Source organism: Mycoplasma sp. 3341, assembly GCF_051549855.1.
In the GTDB taxonomy this organism is placed as follows: Bacteria; Bacillota_I; Bacilli_A; order Mycoplasmatales; family Metamycoplasmataceae; genus Metamycoplasma.
In genome coordinates, this window is record NZ_CP196080.1 from 264511 (window position 1) to 282915 (window position 18405).

16 protein-coding genes are annotated in these 18405 nt (G+C 29.6%); 9 read left to right on the forward strand and 7 right to left on the reverse strand.

Annotated elements, in window-relative coordinates; all coding sequences use genetic code 4:
• Positions 1–8: 8 nt before the first annotated feature.
• The 3 genes from ACSH40_RS01270 to ACSH40_RS01280 all read left to right on the forward strand — a co-directional run bounded on the left by ACSH40_RS01270 (position 9) and on the right by ACSH40_RS01280 (position 3956).
• On the forward strand, positions 9–1280 hold the full coding sequence (locus ACSH40_RS01270) for a hypothetical protein (protein ID WP_438341748.1): 1272 nt from the start codon (positions 9–11) through the stop codon (positions 1278–1280).
• A gap of 177 nt (positions 1281–1457) precedes the next feature.
• Positions 1458–3683: a hypothetical protein gene (locus ACSH40_RS01275; protein WP_438341749.1), complete on the forward strand. Its 2226-nt coding sequence runs from the start codon at positions 1458–1460 to the stop codon at positions 3681–3683.
• A complete protein-coding gene (locus ACSH40_RS01280; RefSeq protein WP_438341750.1) occupies positions 3684–3956 on the forward strand; it encodes a hypothetical protein in 273 nt (90 codons plus the stop codon).
• 43 nt (positions 3957–3999) lie between these two features.
• Here ACSH40_RS01280 and ACSH40_RS01285 read toward each other — a convergent pair whose 3' ends face one another.
• On the reverse strand, positions 4000–5727 hold the full coding sequence (locus ACSH40_RS01285) for a hypothetical protein (RefSeq protein WP_438341751.1): 1728 nt from the start codon (positions 5725–5727) through the stop codon (positions 4000–4002).
• 58 nt (positions 5728–5785) lie between these two features.
• The gene (gene ffh, locus ACSH40_RS01290; protein ID WP_438341752.1) at positions 5786–7135 is read right to left on the reverse strand and encodes a signal recognition particle protein; all 1350 of its coding nucleotides are present in this window, start codon (positions 7133–7135) and stop codon (positions 5786–5788) included.
• 174 nt (positions 7136–7309) lie between these two features.
• On the opposite strand from ffh, the gene ACSH40_RS01295 reads away from it, so the two are divergent.
• The 4 genes from ACSH40_RS01295 to ACSH40_RS01310 all read left to right on the forward strand — a co-directional run bounded on the left by ACSH40_RS01295 (position 7310) and on the right by ACSH40_RS01310 (position 11704).
• Entirely contained in the window at positions 7310–9685 is a 2376-nt protein-coding gene (locus tag ACSH40_RS01295) for a phosphoketolase family protein (RefSeq protein ID WP_438341753.1), read from the forward strand.
• A gap of 44 nt (positions 9686–9729) precedes the next feature.
• A complete protein-coding gene (locus tag ACSH40_RS01300) occupies positions 9730–10035 on the forward strand; it encodes a hypothetical protein (protein ID WP_438341754.1) in 306 nt (101 codons plus the stop codon).
• A gap of 69 nt (positions 10036–10104) precedes the next feature.
• Positions 10105–11055: a Cof-type HAD-IIB family hydrolase gene (locus ACSH40_RS01305; RefSeq protein WP_438341755.1), complete on the forward strand. Its 951-nt coding sequence runs from the start codon at positions 10105–10107 to the stop codon at positions 11053–11055.
• The gene (locus ACSH40_RS01310; RefSeq protein ID WP_438341756.1) at positions 11045–11704 is read left to right on the forward strand and encodes a ribonuclease HIII; all 660 of its coding nucleotides are present in this window, start codon (positions 11045–11047) and stop codon (positions 11702–11704) included. Before ACSH40_RS01305 ends, ACSH40_RS01310 begins: the two co-directional genes overlap by 11 nt.
• A gap of 49 nt (positions 11705–11753) precedes the next feature.
• Here the strand turns inward: ACSH40_RS01310 and tpiA are convergent, their stop codons facing one another.
• Complete coding sequence (gene tpiA / locus ACSH40_RS01315) at positions 11754–12515, reverse strand: triose-phosphate isomerase (protein WP_438341757.1); 762 nt, start codon at positions 12513–12515, stop codon at positions 11754–11756.
• 89 nt (positions 12516–12604) lie between these two features.
• Between tpiA and ACSH40_RS01320 the strand changes: the two genes are divergently transcribed.
• A complete protein-coding gene (locus ACSH40_RS01320) occupies positions 12605–12979 on the forward strand; it encodes an NUDIX domain-containing protein (protein ID WP_438341758.1) in 375 nt (124 codons plus the stop codon).
• Positions 12980–13062: 83 nt separating this feature from the next.
• On the opposite strand, the gene ACSH40_RS01325 is transcribed toward ACSH40_RS01320, so the two are convergent.
• The 4 genes from ACSH40_RS01325 to ACSH40_RS01340 form a co-directional block, all read right to left on the reverse strand.
• The gene (locus tag ACSH40_RS01325) at positions 13063–14292 is read right to left on the reverse strand and encodes a GmrSD restriction endonuclease domain-containing protein (protein ID WP_438341759.1); all 1230 of its coding nucleotides are present in this window, start codon (positions 14290–14292) and stop codon (positions 13063–13065) included.
• A gap of 300 nt (positions 14293–14592) precedes the next feature.
• Positions 14593–15948, reverse strand: a complete 1356-nt coding sequence (locus tag ACSH40_RS01330) for a DUF262 domain-containing protein (protein WP_438341760.1) — start codon at positions 15946–15948, stop codon at positions 14593–14595.
• Positions 15932–17176, reverse strand: a complete 1245-nt coding sequence (locus ACSH40_RS01335; RefSeq protein WP_438341761.1) for a DNA cytosine methyltransferase — start codon at positions 17174–17176, stop codon at positions 15932–15934. Before ACSH40_RS01335 ends, ACSH40_RS01330 begins: the two co-directional genes overlap by 17 nt.
• 486 nt (positions 17177–17662) lie before the next feature.
• Positions 17663–18058, reverse strand: coding sequence for a hypothetical protein (locus ACSH40_RS01340; protein WP_438341762.1), 396 nt, complete (start codon positions 18056–18058; stop codon positions 17663–17665).
• Positions 18059–18092: 34 nt separating this feature from the next.
• On the opposite strand from ACSH40_RS01340, the gene ACSH40_RS01345 reads away from it, so the two are divergent.
• Complete coding sequence (locus ACSH40_RS01345) at positions 18093–18323, forward strand: hypothetical protein (protein WP_438341763.1); 231 nt, start codon at positions 18093–18095, stop codon at positions 18321–18323.
• The last annotated feature ends 82 nt before the right edge of the window (positions 18324–18405 follow it).

Sequence of the window (18405 nt, forward strand, 5' to 3'; positions counted from 1 at the left end):
TTTTTTGTTTGTATAAACTACTAACCATAATACGTAATTACAATAGCTTTATTGATTTTACGAGATGAGAATTCATTGATTCGCAAGATAGTGAGCGCTTCAAATACTTAAGTAGCGATTTACCTACACTGCGCAAAGTATCAGAAAAAGTTCAGTCTAATCTTCAAAGATATTATCAAAAGTATCAAGATTTACTCAAAACCGGAAAATTTGAATTTGATGATCCAGTTGAAGGGGCTCCACTTTACTATCAATTTCCGGAATTGAGAAATGATTACGCTAGCGAAGAAAGAAAATTATCACACAATCAAGTAATAGCTAGAAATGATGATAATTTGCTTACTTATTGATATTTTGGTTACATTCAAAACAAATTAAACAGTAAGGCTTATGAAGTTTTCTATAATTACGGTCAAGTCAAAAAAATCTTGACTTCTGATAATAATAATTTAATGACACAAGACCAAAGAAATAATTTAATTGCTAACTTCGTAAATAAATTAAAAAACACAATAATGCCGAATATCAAAATTGATAGAGTTCATTTCAATTCATTGGATATAATGAATAACAATCTAGTTGAAAACCTTTATGCAAACATATCTAGCGTAAGTGACGTTTTATCAATAATTACTAAATATGGGGAAATATTGAATCGTGTGGATAATTATGTTCAATTAATAAATAGCCTAAATACTTTAGAAAGTGATTATAATGCCTACAAACAAAATCAAATCACTGATTCTAATGTAAGACAATATTTTGACAATTTAAGCTCAGCGCCACAATTCAGCACAATAACACAAAAATGATTTGCACTAGCAAAAGAAGCGAAAATTGATGAAATTAAACAGCTTATTCATAGTATTGACTTTAGTTTAGATAACAATAAAGAAATAATAAGTAAGATCGATGATGTAAACAGAAAAATAGGTGATATATTAGAAAATGAAGACTTAAAAAACATTTATTATAATGCTACTTCTTCTACTGACTACTACATTTTAGGATCAATGATATCAAGTTCTTTAGGATCTTTAGGTGATTCTCCAAAATACAACGAAACAAATACTTTAATTGAAAAACTAGCACCAAGTTTCAACAAAACACATTTTATGACTTTAACAAATGACATAAAGTTCTTTTTCCTGAGACCTTTTGAATTAAATACTTATCTTGGCGCTAACAAAATTGTTCAAATCATGACTGAATATAACAAAAAATGTCAAGAAATTGAAGACGAAGTAACACAAATACTTAAACAAGAAGAACAATCTTAGTTAATTGATGCTAAATTTTGCTCCAACTTTTAGTTGGAGCTTTTTAGTTATTTTCCAAATGTATGTCCTATTACAAGTTTTTAGCGAAACAGTAAAAATAATGAAGATACTAAAAACTTACAACTTTCATTAGAAAGTGCGAAACAGCAACTTGTACCTATTATTAAAAAGGTTATTTTGAATGGTAAAAATACTATTGACACATTAGCAATTTATGATAATATCATCCAAAATGCGAGTGAGAAGACTAGTCCTGGACTAGATAATAAGAGTCCAAAACAATATTTAAGCGAAAAAATGTCAACTACACAATTAGATAGTTTAAAAGCACAACTAACACAATATCAACAACTAAATGATAATCAGTTGGTAAATGAGTTTTTTAATCAAGCAAATGTTAATAATGAAAAACTTGCTAAGTTATTAAAATTGTTAGCCGATATAGAATCAAAAGTACGTCAAGTATTTAATACCAATAAGCAAGTAATTATTGATTACGATAACAAAATCAGTGAAATTAACGCACAAAATGAAGACGAGATTGAAAAAGTAGAAGATAAACTTTTAACATTAACAGGAACAAAAAATATTGACGAACTAACTACTATTAGTCCACAAAACGCAAAAGATAATTCATTATTAAAATCATTGTGAAATGATATTGAACTAAAGAATAAAGAACTAAAACAAAAACAAGCATTAATCGAACAAAATAATCAAAAAATTAGTGAACTAGAAGCGAAAATTAAGCAGCAAGAAACAAGTAGTCTAGCATTGGAAAATGATTTGGCACAAGCAAGAATTAATCTTGGCACAAAAGATACTAAAATTCAACAATTACAAAATCAAATTGTGACTTTACAACAACAAAAAGATAGTTTTGAAAAACAAAATCAAACTTTAAGTACACAAAAACAAGAATTAGAAACTCAAAAGCAACAATTGAGTAAACAGGTTGAAACTAAGAATACACAAATTCAAACTTTAGAGACTCAAAAGACACAATTGCAGGAACAAATTAGTACCTTAGAAGCAAAGATTAGCAGTTTAACTAGTGAGTTAGACACACTGAAAAAATCACAAGTTTCCTTGAGTAGTCAAGTGTCTAACTTACAAGAACAAATTAAACAAAAAGACACACGTATTAGTCAATTAGAAAGTGAATTAGCACAAGAAAAACAAAAATCAAAAGAAGAAGATAAGCAACGAATTAGTCAACTTGAAAGAGAAAAACAAGAATTACAATCAGCAAGAGATAATTTACAAAGTCAATTGACTACGACAACAAGAACTCTTTTACAAGTGCAAGGAGATAAAACTAGAAAAGAAAGTGAAATTAGACAAAATGAAAGAACGATTAGTGACTTAAGAAGTCAAGTGTCTTCGAAAGATAACGATATTAAACAAAAACAAACTACTATTAATAGTTTAAATAGTCAAATTACTTCAAAAGATAGTCAAATTTCAACTTTAAGTCGCGAAATTCAAAGTTTAAAACAACAAAAAGCAAGTTTAGAAGCAACTATTCAAGCAAAAGATAGTGAGATTAGAGAAAAGAATAGAATTATCGACAAACAAGGAAAAAAAATTCAAGAGTTGGAAAAAAATCCAAAGTTACAACAACTAGAGCAAAGTAATACTGAATTACAACAAGAAAATAGTCAGTTGAAACAAAAGAATAGCGAACTACAAAAACAAATTGAGACATTAAATACAACAATTTCGGAAAACACTAAGGAAATTAATAGACTAAAAGGAGAAAATAAGGAATTGAACTTATATATTCTTGATTATCAAGATTGACAAAAGTTCAGTGAAGCAAAGAAATTTATTGAAAAGTTTAATAACATTTTAGTGTTTTCAAAACAATATCTAGAATTTTTACAAGGTGACGAAGTGATTAATTGAGAACGTCCTAACATTCGACAAGGAGAATATCACTCTTGAAACACACCAAATACGGAGTTTTTCAAACAAGTCGAGAAAGGACAAAAGGATTTTGATAGTTTATTCAGTGACATTGACTTAACAAACAAAGCAAAGGTTGCTATTGTGCGATCGCTTAAACCTGACAACTATATGTTAAATTGAAACCTTTTAAAAAAAGATTTTGAAAAACTTAAAAAATTGCAAACACTGAAAAAAGTTAAAGAATTAACTTCAAGACAAAGAACTAATAGCGAAAAACAAGAAATGAAACAACTTGTGTGAACTATTGATAATGTGTATAAACAAGTAAACTTAGTTGACTTGACTACTGAAGTGAGTGTACCTTTTAGTACTCCTTGATATGAAAATCGAGAAGAAATGCTATATGCAATTGGAGTTGCGCAAGACAATTATGGAGCAATGTCTGGTGCGGATATTAGCGGTAACGGAAAAAATGATTATATTGAAAGGTAATTGTCAGTATTAGGACTTGAAAACGTAAAAGAAGCACTTAGAAATCTTTATAAAAAAGTTAAAAAAGACGTGGAAAACGGTATTTATGAATTAATGAGATACGAGACAAGTCCACCAAGAACATATGCTTCTAATGCTTTACAACTTCAAAGTGAGATATTAAGAATTGATTCACAAATCTGACTAGAAAAAGAAGCGATAGCATTTCTTTCAATGTGCGACTTATTACGAAGAGTCAATCAAGCACTATCATACTATAAAGGAAATAACTAATTAATAAAATAAGTAGACTTTTTTGAAGTCTACTTTTCTTTTACTAAAATGGAAGATTATCATTAGTGTGTTTAATTTCAATAGGAGTTTTGTCGTAGTAAAGGCTATATTCATTCATATAACTTGCTTTAGTTACTAGATAGTGTGACTTATTGTATATAAATCAATCTATTGTTTTTTGTAAGTCAAAATTGTTTTTCCAGTCACCTATATCGTCATTAAAAGTTGCGTCAATTACCATTTCAGTACCGTCTAAAACTAGTCCTGCATTGACGTGTTGAAAATCTTCATTATTAGAAATTTTATAGTACTTTCCATAAAACATTAAATTCTTGTATCCTAGCATATCTAAAGCAATGTAAACGAATTCGCTGTATCCTTGACAATTAAAATAAGCATAATTAGTAGTATCAATAGGGGTATCAAAAATAGTAATGTAGTCGATTAATTTCTTGTTATAACCATACTCATAAATTACTTTAATGCTTAAAAATCTAGTCAAAACTAATGCTACCTGGTCTAAATTAAAGTCTTTAGAAATTAGTTGTGAAACAAAGTGTTTTACGATTGAAATTTGTTTTTCAAATAGTTGTCTCACTTCTTGTTTTTGTGCTTCATTTAGGTCTTTTCAATTAACTCAAATATTTAACTGTTTTTCAGTTGCTTTTTTAAGCATATATTGGTAAACATCATCGTACTGAAAATTATATGATTTTGACAAATCCTTTCTAACAAAAGGAGTAATGTGAGTGTAACTATCTAAATTAACTGCTTTATCTTGTGAAAATACCATTCAGGTATCATTACCATAATCACGCATTGAAGTAAATAAAACGGTTAATTTATTTTCTAATTCACTGTCACTTCAAGACGCAATTTTTTCGATTTCCTGACTTAATTTATCTTTTCAAACAGTATAAAATTCTTTTAATTCAGGATTTAAAAACTTAGCATAATAAGTATTGTAAGTTTCAATAAAATCACTACCATTTAGTAACGCTTGTCACTTACTTACTAAGTTATCAAACTCAATGCTTAAACGATTAATACGGTTAACTAAAACACTAGGATTAGTGTCAATAAAAGTTTTGTATTCTTCGATTACTGTATTAATTTTGGTATCAAATCTTTGACTTAATAATTCAAAAATACGCTTAAAAACAACACTATTACCACTATATAAAGTGTTTAATTTAGTATAAAAATCATTAATTGCTTTTTGAATTGTTTCATAAGTATCTTTTAGATTGCTAATTCTAATTTTGATTACATTATTATCATTTTGATATTTTGATTTTTGATTTAAAAGTAACGAAATGTTATCGTTGTATTCTTTTGAAAACTTACCGTTAATTAGGTTTTGAACTACTAAATCATTTTTCTTATTAATATTGTTTTTCGTTTCAAATTCTTTAATAAAAGTAGCAATATTTTCAGTTGAAAAAAGGTTATCAATGTCACTTTTTAGTTGTTTAAAAGTTTCTAAAGAGTTGTAATTTTGATTTTTGATTTCAAGAATTTTAATGTTAAAAAACAGCCTTAAGTTTTCGAATGGAGATTTTTTAACTTGACTTTCAAGATTATCTAAAAGGTTTTGATTTTCATTCGATTGCTTAATTTTAATGTAGTTTGAGTCAAAAACTTGCTGACTAAAATCAGCAATTCTTTGTTTATCGTGGGCGTTATTAGCACAAGAAACTAATGCAGTTGGAAGTAGCACTAGTGGACTAATTGATAGCGATAATGCACTTCATAAAACTCTTTTTCTCATTATTTATCCTTTTTACAACTAAAAGTGCTTCTAGGTAAAATTTTTGGGTTATTTTTACTTAGAAACCGAAACCACCATTTTTCATCAATTGAGCCATATTCATTTGACCTCTTCCTGAAGCCATCTCTTTCATTTGCTTTGCCATGCGCTCATAATCAGTTATTAACATATTGTATTCACGCGCGCTACGACCAGAACCACTCAAGATTCTTGCTTTGCGGTTTGCATCTTTTAATAATTTAGGATTTTTACGTTCTTTTTTGGTCATTGAGTCCATTAAAATCTTGTAAATGTCGAATTTTTCTTCTGCTCTTGAAATTTGATCTTCGTCAATTTTATTTCCTAAACCAGGAATCATTTTCAAGATTTTAGTCATTTTTCCTAATTTCTTGATTTGTGCCATTGTTTCCATTAAATCTTCTAAACTAAATTGACCGCTAAAAAATCTTTGTCCTAATTTGCGAGCTTTTGATTCATCAATATTTTCTTCTGCCTGTTCGATAAGTCCAACAATGTCACCCATTCCCAAAATTCTTTTTGCCATTCTTTGGGGATCAAAGGCTTCTAAAGCGGAAATTTTTTCTCCTGTTCCGATGAAAATGATTGGAACGTTTAAAAGATGAGTGATTGAAAGAGCAGCTCCACCACGAGTATCAGAATCTAGTTTAGTAATAATTGTTCCGTTTAATTGCAACTCATCATTAAAAATTTTGGCAACATTAATAACATCCTGCCCACTCATTGCATCAACTACTAAGAAAATGTAGTCTGGGTGAATATTCTTTTTGATATTTTTTAACTCTTGCATTAAGTTTTCATCAATTGCTAAACGTCCCGCTGTATCGACAATTACTAAATCGTTGCTGTTTTGTTTGGCTTGTTGTAATCCGTTGTTAACAATCGCTAATGCGTCATCAACTTTTTCAGTATAAAAATCAACATCAATTTGTTTTGCAAGAGATTGTAATTGATCTCTAGCAGCCGGACGATAAATATCCGCTCCTATTAATAATGGCTTAGAAGCGATTTTTTTCTTTCTTAAAAATGCTGCTAATTTGGCAGTCGATGTTGTCTTCCCACTACCTTGTAGCCCAATCATCATAATCTTGGTAGGTTGTGATTTTATCTTGATTTCTGTTGCTTTTGAACCTAGAATTCGAACTAATTCTTCTCGGAAGATTTTAACTACGGTTTGTTGTGTGTCTAAATTACCTAATTTTCCATTTTCAAGAATTTTTGTTTTCACTTCTTTTGTAAAAGTTTTAACAACTTCTAAGTTAACGTCAGCTTCAAGTAATGAAAGTTTTACTTCACGGATTATTTCTAAAACATCAGCTTCCTCAATGCGAGTTTTTTTATTCATTTTTTCAATTGATTTTTGTATTCTATTACCAATAAATTCAAACATAATATTTAATTATAACCTAAAACCTTTTTTAAGTACTTGCAGTGACTTTTAACAGCCATAAAGACTCAAATTGATAAACAAAATTACTCATTTTTTCTTTGCAAGCACTTACATTTTGAAGGTTTTTAATGGTACAATAAATAAGTAATATACACATTATTACGAAGGAGAAAAATGAAATTCAAAAACGATAAATTTTCAACCAAAGAATACTTTGACAAATTAGACGCTTGATTTAGAGCGGCTACTTACATTTCTGCTGGTCAAATGTATTTAAGAAACAATCCATTATTACGTAAACCTTTAACAAGTGATGATGTTAAGATTTATCCAATTGGGCACTGAGGAACTATCCCAGGACAAAATTACATTTACGCCCACTTAAATCGTGTGATTAATAAATACGATTTAAACATGTTCTACATCGAAGGACCAGGACATGGTGGACAAGTTATGGTTTCAAACTCATACTTAGATGGAAGTTATTCAGAACTATTTCCAGAAATTACTCAAGATGAAAAAGGGATGCAAAAATTATTCAAAATTTTCTCATTCCCAGGCGGAATTGCTTCTCATGCCGCTCCTGAAACTCCCGGTTCAATTCACGAAGGTGGAGAATTAGGTTACGCTTTAAGCCATGCAATGGGAGCAATCTTAGATAATCCAAATGTGATTGCTGCAACAGTCATTGGAGATGGAGAAGCTGAAACTGGACCTTTAATGGCTGGATGATTCTCAAATTCATTCATTAACCCAGTAAAAGATGGAGCAATTTTACCAATTTTGTACTTAAATGGTGGAAAAATTTCAAACCCAACAATTCTAGAACGTAAAAGTGATAAAGAACTAGAAATGTTTTTTAAAGGATTAGGTTGAGATCCTATCTTCGTTAAAATTGATAATACTTCAAGCCAACACGCTTTAATGGCTTCAAAAATGGATAAAGCAATTGAAAAAATTCTTGCAATTCAACAAAAAGCACGTGCTAAAAGTGCACAAGTCGCAACTCGCCAAAATTGACCAGTTCTTATTGCTCGGATTCCAAAAGGAATTACTGGACCTGAACAATGAGATAATCTTCAAATCGAAGGAAGCTTCAGAGCACACCAAGTTCCTATTCCGGTAGCAGCTGACAAAATGTCACATGCAGATAAGTTGGAAGCTTGATTGAGAAGTTATAACCCAGACCAATTATTCGACGAAAACGGAACATTCAAAGATGAATACCGTCAAATTTCTCCAAAAGGTGACAAGAGAATGTCAACAAACCCTATCACCAATGGAGGAATCAAACCAGTCAAATTAGATTTACCTAACTGAAAAGAATTTGCTTTAAATTTCAAACAACCAGGTGAAATGAAAGCACAAGATATGGTTGAATTAGGTGGTTATTTAGCAAAAATAATTACAAACAACCCTGAAAACTTCCGTATTTTTGGACCTGATGAAACAAAATCAAACCGTTTAAGCAAAGTTTTCGAAGTTACTAAACGTCAATGATTAGAAAGTATTAATCCAAAACTAGATGAATGATTAGCGCCTTCAGGAAGAGTTATTGATTCACAACTTTCAGAACACCAAGCTGAAGGATTTTTAGAAGGTTATGTATTAACCGGAAGACACGGAGTTTTTGCTAGTTATGAAGCATTCCTAAGAGTAGTTGACTCAATGATTACTCAACACATGAAATGAATCAAAAAGGCTGATGAAGTGCACTGAAGAAATGATTATCCTTCATTAAACATCATGGCTGTTTCAACTGCTTTCCAACAAGACCACAACGGTTATACTCACCAAGATCCTGGAATTTTGGGGCACTTAGCAGACAAACAAGCAAAATACATTCGTGAATACTTACCTGCTGATACAAATACATTATTAGCAGTTATGGATAAAGCATTTTCAGACCGTAATGTAATTAACCTAATTGTCGCTTCAAAACAAGTTCGTGACCAATTCTTTAGTGTTGAAGAAGCTCAAGAATTAGTTGACAAGGGACTAAAAGTTATTGATTGAGCTTCAACTGCTACTGACAAAGATGTTGATTTAGTAATGGTTTCATCTGGAACGGAACCTACAATCGAAGCACTAGCAGCAGTTAACTTGTTACACAATCAATACAAAGATTTAAAAATTCGTTTTGTTAATGTTGTTGACTTATTAAAACTGCGAAGTCCAGAAATCGATGAACGTGGACTAACAGACGAAGAATTTGACAAAATCTTCACTAAAGATAAACCTATTGTTTTTGCTTTCCACGGATATGAAGCTTTAATTAGAGATATTTTCTTTAAACGTCACAATCACAATCTTCACATTCATGGTTATCGTGAAAATGGAGACATTACCACAACATTTGATATTCGGGTAATGAGTAAAATGGATCGTTTCGACATCGCAGCTACCGCAGCTAAAGCAGTATATGATCAAAAAGCAAATGATTTTGTAAACGAAATGGCGCAAAAAATTGCTTACCATAACCAATATATTCGTGAAGCAGGAACAGACATTGACGAAGTTAAAAACTGAAAATGACAACCTATTAAATAATTACAAAAGTCCGATTGATTCGGGCTTTTTGTATAATTTTAAATATGAAAAAACTAGCCAAAATATTTGCACTAACATCACTTTTAACTTTGACTAGCCTGACTGTTGTTGCTAGTCCAGTTGTTGTTCAAAATATGAGTCAAAATCACAATCAAAAGACTCAAAAAATTAATGCCGAGCCGATAATTACTAACTTAGAAAACCAAACAACACTCGTTCCTACTAAAGAAGAAACTAAAACTGTTTCTAAAAGCACAGCTCCTTGAAATGCTTTAATTATTGCTGGACTTAGTATTTCAGTAGTAGGAATCATTGCTGTTATTGTTTATTTAATCTTTAAGAAGAAGTAAAAAAGCACACAATATGAGTATTTTTTCGCTTTTTTGTGTGTTAAGTTATAATTTTTAATAAGGAGATATATGGATCGAAGAAACAAGCAAAGAAAATTTCTATTCGCGATTGATTTGGATGGTACTTTGTTAGCAAGCAGTGCTGAACAAACTATTCACCCAAAAACAGTTGAACAAATTAAAAGAGCAGTTGATGAAGGACACGTTGTTTCAATCATCACTGGACGTCCTTGAAGAAGTACAAAACCAATTTATGATCGCTTAGGACTTAATGCTATTGTTGGAAACTATAATGGAGCACACATTCATAATCCTAATGACCCATTTTTTATCCCAACTATTTCTTATTTAGATTTAAATGAAGTTTTATACATTTTAGGTGATAAAAAGGTTGAAGCAGAAATTTCTAACTACGCTATTGAAGGACCTGACTGAGTACAATTAATGCACCGCGACGAAGCTCTAGAAAGAGTTTTCAACTTCAATACAGCAACAAAATTTAAAGAAAAAATTGAACTTACTAAATTACCTTTAAAACCAACAGGAATTGTTTTTGATGTTAAACCAACTACTGATGTTGTTGAACTATTAAGTTATCTAAAGAAAAGATATGGAGACTTAGGAGAATTTTCTTCTTGATCTAAAGGAGAAGGTTTAACTCCAGTTGTTGATATTACTTCAATCGGAGTAACAAAAGCCAAAGTAATTAGTTTATTAATGCGTTACTACGATATTGATATTGATGATACTATTGCTTTTGGAGATTCATTCAATGATGCAAGTATGTTTGAAACATGTAACATTGGAGTAGCCCCTGCTAATGCCGAACAATTCATAAAATCATTAGCAAGTGAAAAAATGAAACAAACTAATAAAGAAGGAGCTGTTGGTATTTTTATTGAAAAGTTCCTAAACAATCCTGAAAAATACATCAAAAAAGCCAAAGCCTTCCATAAAGAATTAGATAAAGAAAAATTACAATTAGTAAGTGCTTCACACTTTTACGAAGATGAAAAATAATTTAGATTTGATCGGTTGCGATGAAACCGGAGTTGGAGATTATTTTAGCCCCATTATTTTTGTAGCAGCTTATGTGCCAGACCAAGCAAAAGAAGAAATTATTAATTTAGGTGTTAAAGATTCTAAAAAATTATCAGATAAAAAAATAGTCAAGATTGCTAGTCAAATTCTTGACAAGGTTTTTTATACAAAAACAACTTTAACCCAAAAAGGAAACAATAGTCTTGCTCGATTTTTAAATGTTAATGAAGTTAAATTACTTTATCACTACAAAAATATTGTTGCTTTACAAGAAAAAATCTCTAAGCCGGCCATTATTGACCAATTTTCTACTCTCCGCAGCATTGCTGGCTATGAAGCAAGATTAGCTAAAACTAATTTAAATTTTCAAAAACCGCATTACGAAGTTTTATTTGAAACTAAAGCTGAAGATAATTATTTAAGTGTTGCAGTTGCTTCAATTTTGGCACGTTATTTCTTTTTAAAAGCAATGCAAGAACAAAATGAAAAATATAAAGTAATTTTTCCATTTGGAGCAAGCAACAAAATCATTGAGTTTGGTAAAGAATTTATCAAAATCTATGGCAAAGAAGAGCTTAATGTTGTTGCAAAAACTAATTTCAAAACTACCGATGCCATTCTAGGTTAACAAAAAAGCCAGTTTCACTCAGATACTGGCTTTAGTCTTAATTGGATAACTATTTTTGGTTTAACAGTTCAATGTTTTTATCCATAATTTCTAGCATTTCAAAAAAGCTTTCAGCTTGCAATGATGCCTTACCCACTAAAAAACCACTTATGTAAGGGATTTCTAGCAAGTGTTTAATGTTTTCTGGTTTAGCACTACCACCATACATAAAACTTACGTTTGGTAGTTTTTTACCTAGTACATCATAAACCTTAATAAGATGTTCGTTTGAAGCAACTTTTCCTGTTCCTATAGCTCAGATTGGTTCATATGAAACAATAACATTTTTAAGGTCACTAACTCCTTCTAATGCCTCATCTAGTTGTTTGATTAGTGAGTCTAAGGTTTGGTTGTTTTCATACTCTTCTAAGGTTTCACCAATACACAAAATAACATGTAATCCAACAGTCAATGCATTTTTAATACGGCGGTTGATTTTGTGCCCGTTGTCTTCGAAAAATAGCCGTCTTTCCGAGTGCCCAATAATTACAAAGTCCAAATCAAGATCTTTTAATTGTGCAGCTGATATATCACCAGTGTAAGCTCCCTTATCAAACATAGAAATATTTTGTGCTCCTACCTTGATATCTGAACGACTCACTCCTGGCAATGTCTTAACTGCTAAATTACACAACGATGGAGCTACTCCAAAGAATACACCATTACTTTTTTTACGCTTTGAAAAGTATTCATCTAGCTTTACCATGAACTGAATTTCTTCAGTGAATGTTAAGTTCATTTTATGGTTACCAATTAAAAAATATTTATCCATTTTTTCCTTCTTTCACACTTAATAAAAAAATTATAACTTTTTTAAGAAATTTTTGAGTTCCAAGGCCATTTAATATTTATAATAAAAGTATGATTTTAGAAGTAGTAGCAGGATTAATTAAGAATTCGGAAAACAAATTTTTGATGCTTAAAAGACCAGAACACAAACACAATCCACACCTATTTGAGTTGCCTGGTGGAAAATTTGATTTTGGACTAGATAAAGAAGAACAACTAAAACGCATTATCAAAGAAGAATTAGATGTTGATGTTGTAAATTACAAGTTTTTAAGAAAAATTTCACACGTTCACGAATTAGGGAAGCTAGAAGTTAACTTCTATGAAATTGAAGTGAAGGGTGACATCAAGTTATTACAACACAAAGAAGCTAAATGGGTAATCAAAGAAGAAGCATTGCAAATTCCGATGACTAAAGCAGCACACGAATTTGTTTCAAAACTATAAAAGGAAGAAGGAAGAAGAAAAAACTGGCGTTTGCCAGTTTTTGCTTAACTTTTAGAGACTAAGGGTAATCTAATATCTGTATATTAAACGCCTTTATAAATTTCTTGCAATGCTTTAATAATATTATCTTGTCTGTCTTTGATGTTTTGAACAACTTTTTTAATAGTTTTTTGATCTAATGAATCGATTCCCAAAATTGTTGCATTTGGAAATTTCATTTCTTTTAATAAGAAATTAAGAGCTTTATCTTGAGGATATGTGTTTATCTTTTCTTTAAAATCTTTGTTTGACATTTTTGAGTTTAAATTCTTTGGTATTAAACAAGTATTTCCAATTGAGTAAAGATATTTTTTATCATCTTCGTTTTTAAAAAGTTTAGATCCTTCTCTTGGTTTTTGTGGGTGACAGTGCTCTAAACTTAATTCATTATCCTTGTTTTTGTCTTTGTTTATTGCATGGATAATTTTGTTGTATATTGTATCTACTTCATCAATAGGTGTAGTACTCAAATTATCATTTTTTGGGTAAATATATTCCAAGATTAATTTAAGTCAAATTCTAGTATAAACTTCATTTAAATTATGTTTGTTTTCTTCTTTGTTTCATTCATTTAGTCCATCTTCGACTAATTTATTGAAATCTTGGTCGAATGAAGTTACCTCTTTAATGTTGGAAATTTCATTTATTAAATGTATCTTTAACTCTTCTTGAGTATCAATTTCGTATTTCGAATTTTTATCATTTCAGTCTAGAATTTTGATTGCAATTCTATCGAAATTTGATCTTAGAGACCTATCATGAAAATTACCTTTAGTTTTTCATCAAATGATAACCTTTTCCAATGTTTTCAGTCACAATCTTAATTCATGAATTTTATAATCATTCAAGCATTCATCATCAAAAACACCAAATTTATCCAGAATAATATAAATTAAATTGATAGCAACATCTGGTAAATTTTCAGCCTTTTTCACTATAAAAATACCTTTTATTTTTGAAACCATAAGGGTATAAATAAACTTAAGTTGGTTTCTTTTTTCTTTGTCTATGATTTTTGGGTTATCTAAATCTCCGTGCTTAATATATGACATTCTCCAAAGCTCAGTTATTAGATTTTCTTTTAAATTCTCTACAATTTTTTGTTTATTATTATTCTCAACATCATTAACAGCCTCATGATCAATGATTTCTTCTATAGTTTTACCTATGTTATAGATGCTAATTTTTTCACTTTGAGTTTTTTTGAAATTTTTTAGCATGATAATTTGGAATATATTTTCTAAAATATCCTTATTATTAGCATTTAATTTCATTTGTTTTTTGAAATCTCGAAATTGCCTTTCCGCTTCACCTTTATCTTTGTAATGAGACACGTGCAGCGAGTAAAGTTTTGAGAAAAATATATCGTACGTTTGTAAAGGTTTCGATAGAGTGTTGATGCTTTCAAAAAATTTGAAGGTATCTTCTTTCTTTTTATTTACTTTCGCAACAATTATAATATTATTAAGTAAACAATCAATGAATTTTGCCAATATTTTAGCACGTTTATTGACTTTATATGAGTTCAATTCTGATTCAATAAATTCTTTTGTTTTTAAAAATTCTTTTATTGCTTATTTATTTTTGTATTTTTGAGGATACATGAAGAATTCATTTAAGTTTTTATAACACTTGATTTGTTGAAGATCTACAAATTTATTTAAAACATATAAAGTTTTTGATCCATTGATAGTTTTGGGTTCAAATAATTCAACTAAATTGTCATAACCATTTATTTCTAAGTCTTTTGCTTCGCTTGAATATAGCATTCTGATGGCTCAATAACAAATAACTAATAACGTCATTGTTCTTTGTTGACCATCAATAAGTCAATATGTGGAGCTTTCATTGTCTTTTAACAACGAAATAAAACCTAAATCTAACGTTTCTTGTTCATTTTCAGAATTAGCTAATGAAAACACATCTTTAACTAATCTCTGAATCAGCTCGTTATTTCAAGCATAACCTCGTTGAAACAAAGGGATTAAAACTGAAAAATCCCCATATTTGTTAAGAAATAACATTTTAAAATATTCTTGAATAGTCATTCTTTCAGCTTCAAAATTAGGTTCAATACTACTTTCTCTCTTGCTATCTTTAAAGTTTAAATATTTAGCATTTTTGTAAAGATGTTCAAAACTAGTATTAATGTCTACCTTGATTGAATCATTATTACCATCAATTCCATGGTATTTGTAAAGCCATGTTTTGAATTTATTTTCTAGATAGTTTTCGGAAGAAGAAATTTTGTTATTTTTTCTAGAAATTTCATTTTTATAGTTATCGATGAACATATAATAACCAAGTGACTTGTTTATATTTTTTATGTCTGTGTCTAAAGTTCTAGCTAGTTCGTTTTTCTTTTTGTTATCTGATTTGTTGTAAACAATAGTAAATAATATTGAATAAAAGAAATCAACTTTATTATTGTTTCATTTCCGCGATTCTGAACTTAAAAAATCCTGGTTTTGATTAATTAAATTTTGCATATTATTCATTGTCTTATCATAAACATGCTTTTTTAATTTTTCTGTTAACTTAGAAATATTTGAGTCTTTGTCATGCAAGTTTACAGCATCTATTACATCTTGACTAAGAGAAAATTCGACACAATACTCTTCATCATTTGTTTGGTTTTTTATAACTATTAATTCAGTAAATAGTAAAATTCTAAGAAATTGTGTGATGGTACTCTTAGGATGAATAGTTCTATCCCGAAAAACGAAACAATCTTTCAACTCTTTGAAGTAGAGCTCACATTGATTATTATCTTTCTTTTTCTCTTCGTAAACGATAGTGAATTCTGAAGGTTTTTCGAGAAGATATTTACGTATTTCGGAGCTCTTCATTCAAGATTCAAAAAAAGTATCGAGATATCGACTTACATTTGTGCCAATTTTTCAATATTTAATATTATTTTTTTCTGTCATTCTCTTTCTCCAATTCATAAATTAATTCAAAAACAGGGGTAATAGCTTTAACATCAATCGAATTACCAGCTTGGCGGTACAAGGCAGTTCAGTTAGTAATTTGTGAGTCAATGAATGGTTTTAGCTTGTTATATTGTTTGTTTGTAAAACCCATAATTCTAAATGCTTCTCGCGGGGTGATGATACGTCAGTTTAAAAAACCTTTCTCATTTTTGTTAATTGGAATAATACCAACATTAGGAAATCTATCTTGTCTTGTAGTTACCGTTGGAATAGCTTTTTCATAGTCTTCTTTAGATATTTGTCTTCCTTCTTTTATGTATTTTTGTCTTGAAGGTGTATCTTTAAGTGCCGCTTGCATTTTTTCGTCTAAATATTTATTTGAGTTAAAGCTAAAGATTTCATTGAAATATCTTTCTTTTGTTTTAGTTCTTGATTGAGTATATTCTTTGCCTAATTTCTTGATAAATGTGTCAAAAGCCGTATCGTTTTTCAACCACTTAGGAACACTGTTCTTTTGAATGCTCAAAGCAAAAACTCTTTGTCGTTTTTGCAATGAACCGTGTTCACGAGCATCAATAATTGTTGTAAAAGTTTTATATCCCATTTTTTGCAAATATGCTTTTCACTCATCATATTCGTGACCGAATTTTTTAACCAATTGAGTGACATTTTCTAATAATAAGTATTTAGGTTTGTGTTCCATTTCACTTAAAATTCTTCCGACTTGTCAAATTAAGTGTGAAGTTGAACTTTCATTAATAATCCCTTTTTCGCGCCCCATGTTAGCAACACTAAGACCTTGGCATGGAAACGAGTATGTAAATAGATCAATTTTCAATTCATCTAAATTCTTACCTTGAACTTGTGTGATGTCAGGAAAATTGTTACTTAGTTTGTTAGCAACAAATATGGCTTCAGCAAAAGCCTTGTTATTAAAATTAAAGTTTCTCATCGGTTTTTTACTGTCTAGTGAAAAAGTTTGCCCATTTATAAAATCTTTAATTTGTTGCTCAGTTATGTTGTACTTTTGAATATAGTCACTAATGTTTTGCGGACTCAAGTTGTGATAAAAAGCAGCATAACTTATGTTACTTCTCACGTCTCAATCACTTGTCGCTACTATCTTGAAAAAATCTTTAGCATTGTTTTTCTTGTTAACATTTTTTGCTGCTAAATGTTGTGCCCCTACACCTGCAAATGCTTCGAAAACTCTGATTTTAGTCAAAGCTAAAAAACCTATAGAAAACTATAGGCAAAAAGTATTGATTAAATTATTGCAGATGAAAAAGTTTAGAACATTTATACTAAAAATGTTTCTAAATTGAGCTCAGAGAGAGAGAGAGACGCTTCGCGTCAAATAACGTTACTTAATGTATCATTTGTTTTCATATTTATCTTGTACTTAGACATAATTTTAATTATACTGTAATACTTTTTCAGTACAGCACAGCCTTTTTAGTAAAAGACGATTATAGCTGTTATATTAATGTTTCTTCTCGAAAATACAAAAAAAGATGTTTTGATACAAATGTTTTGTATCTTTTGAGTCTTTTTGATACAGCTTGTTTGTATTAGTTTTTCAATAATTATTCAAAAAGCATTTAGTTAGTCGAATAACGTAGTGAAAAAAAACAAAACAAGTTCACTTAAGAACTCATAAATAAATTAAAAAGCAGTCTATTGACTACTTCTTAATCCTTTCTAAAAATTATTAACTAACTAATTTAGTTTTTTGTGCTTGTGCTTCTAATTTGTTTAATTTAATAACTCTTACCATTTTGTAAACTGCAAAACTTGTTAAAAAGATACCAGAAATAATGAAAAGAGAACAAAAAGCATAAAGGGTGTTTTGAACCGATCTGTGATATGTCATGATGTAAAAATCGTTTATAGCTTCATACTTATTGGTAACTATTAATGGATTAGAACCACCTCAAACAAGCTTTTGTGCGAAATTGAAACTACCATTTCATGCACCATTCTTAACCGTTATTGCATCATTACCCAAATGTAAAAAGATAGAAGTAAAAAGAATTACAAAGACACCAATGATTGTCAAACTTATTCAAAAAAACAATTTAAATTTAAAGGTTTTTAATACTTTCATATAAGTAAATTATAAAACCCCCAAGGAGAATAACATGAAAAAACCGTTAACAAAAGAAAACTGACTAACAGAAAGTTACGAAAATTTTAGCTCAGTTAACTGACCTACTTTACCTTTCGTCAAAGCATTTTTTGACTACATCCTAGAGCCCAATCAACAAAATTTGCAAAACAAAAGTTTTTTAGCAACTGACAACTTAACAACTCATAGCTTAGATTTTTCAATCACCAAGTTAGCTCTTTTTATAACCATGTTTATCTCATAAACTCGAAAAATTTAGGGGAATTTTACTTTTTTATTTCGAGTATGTGCTAAAAAGTAAACAAAAAAGAACAAAACAATATGCT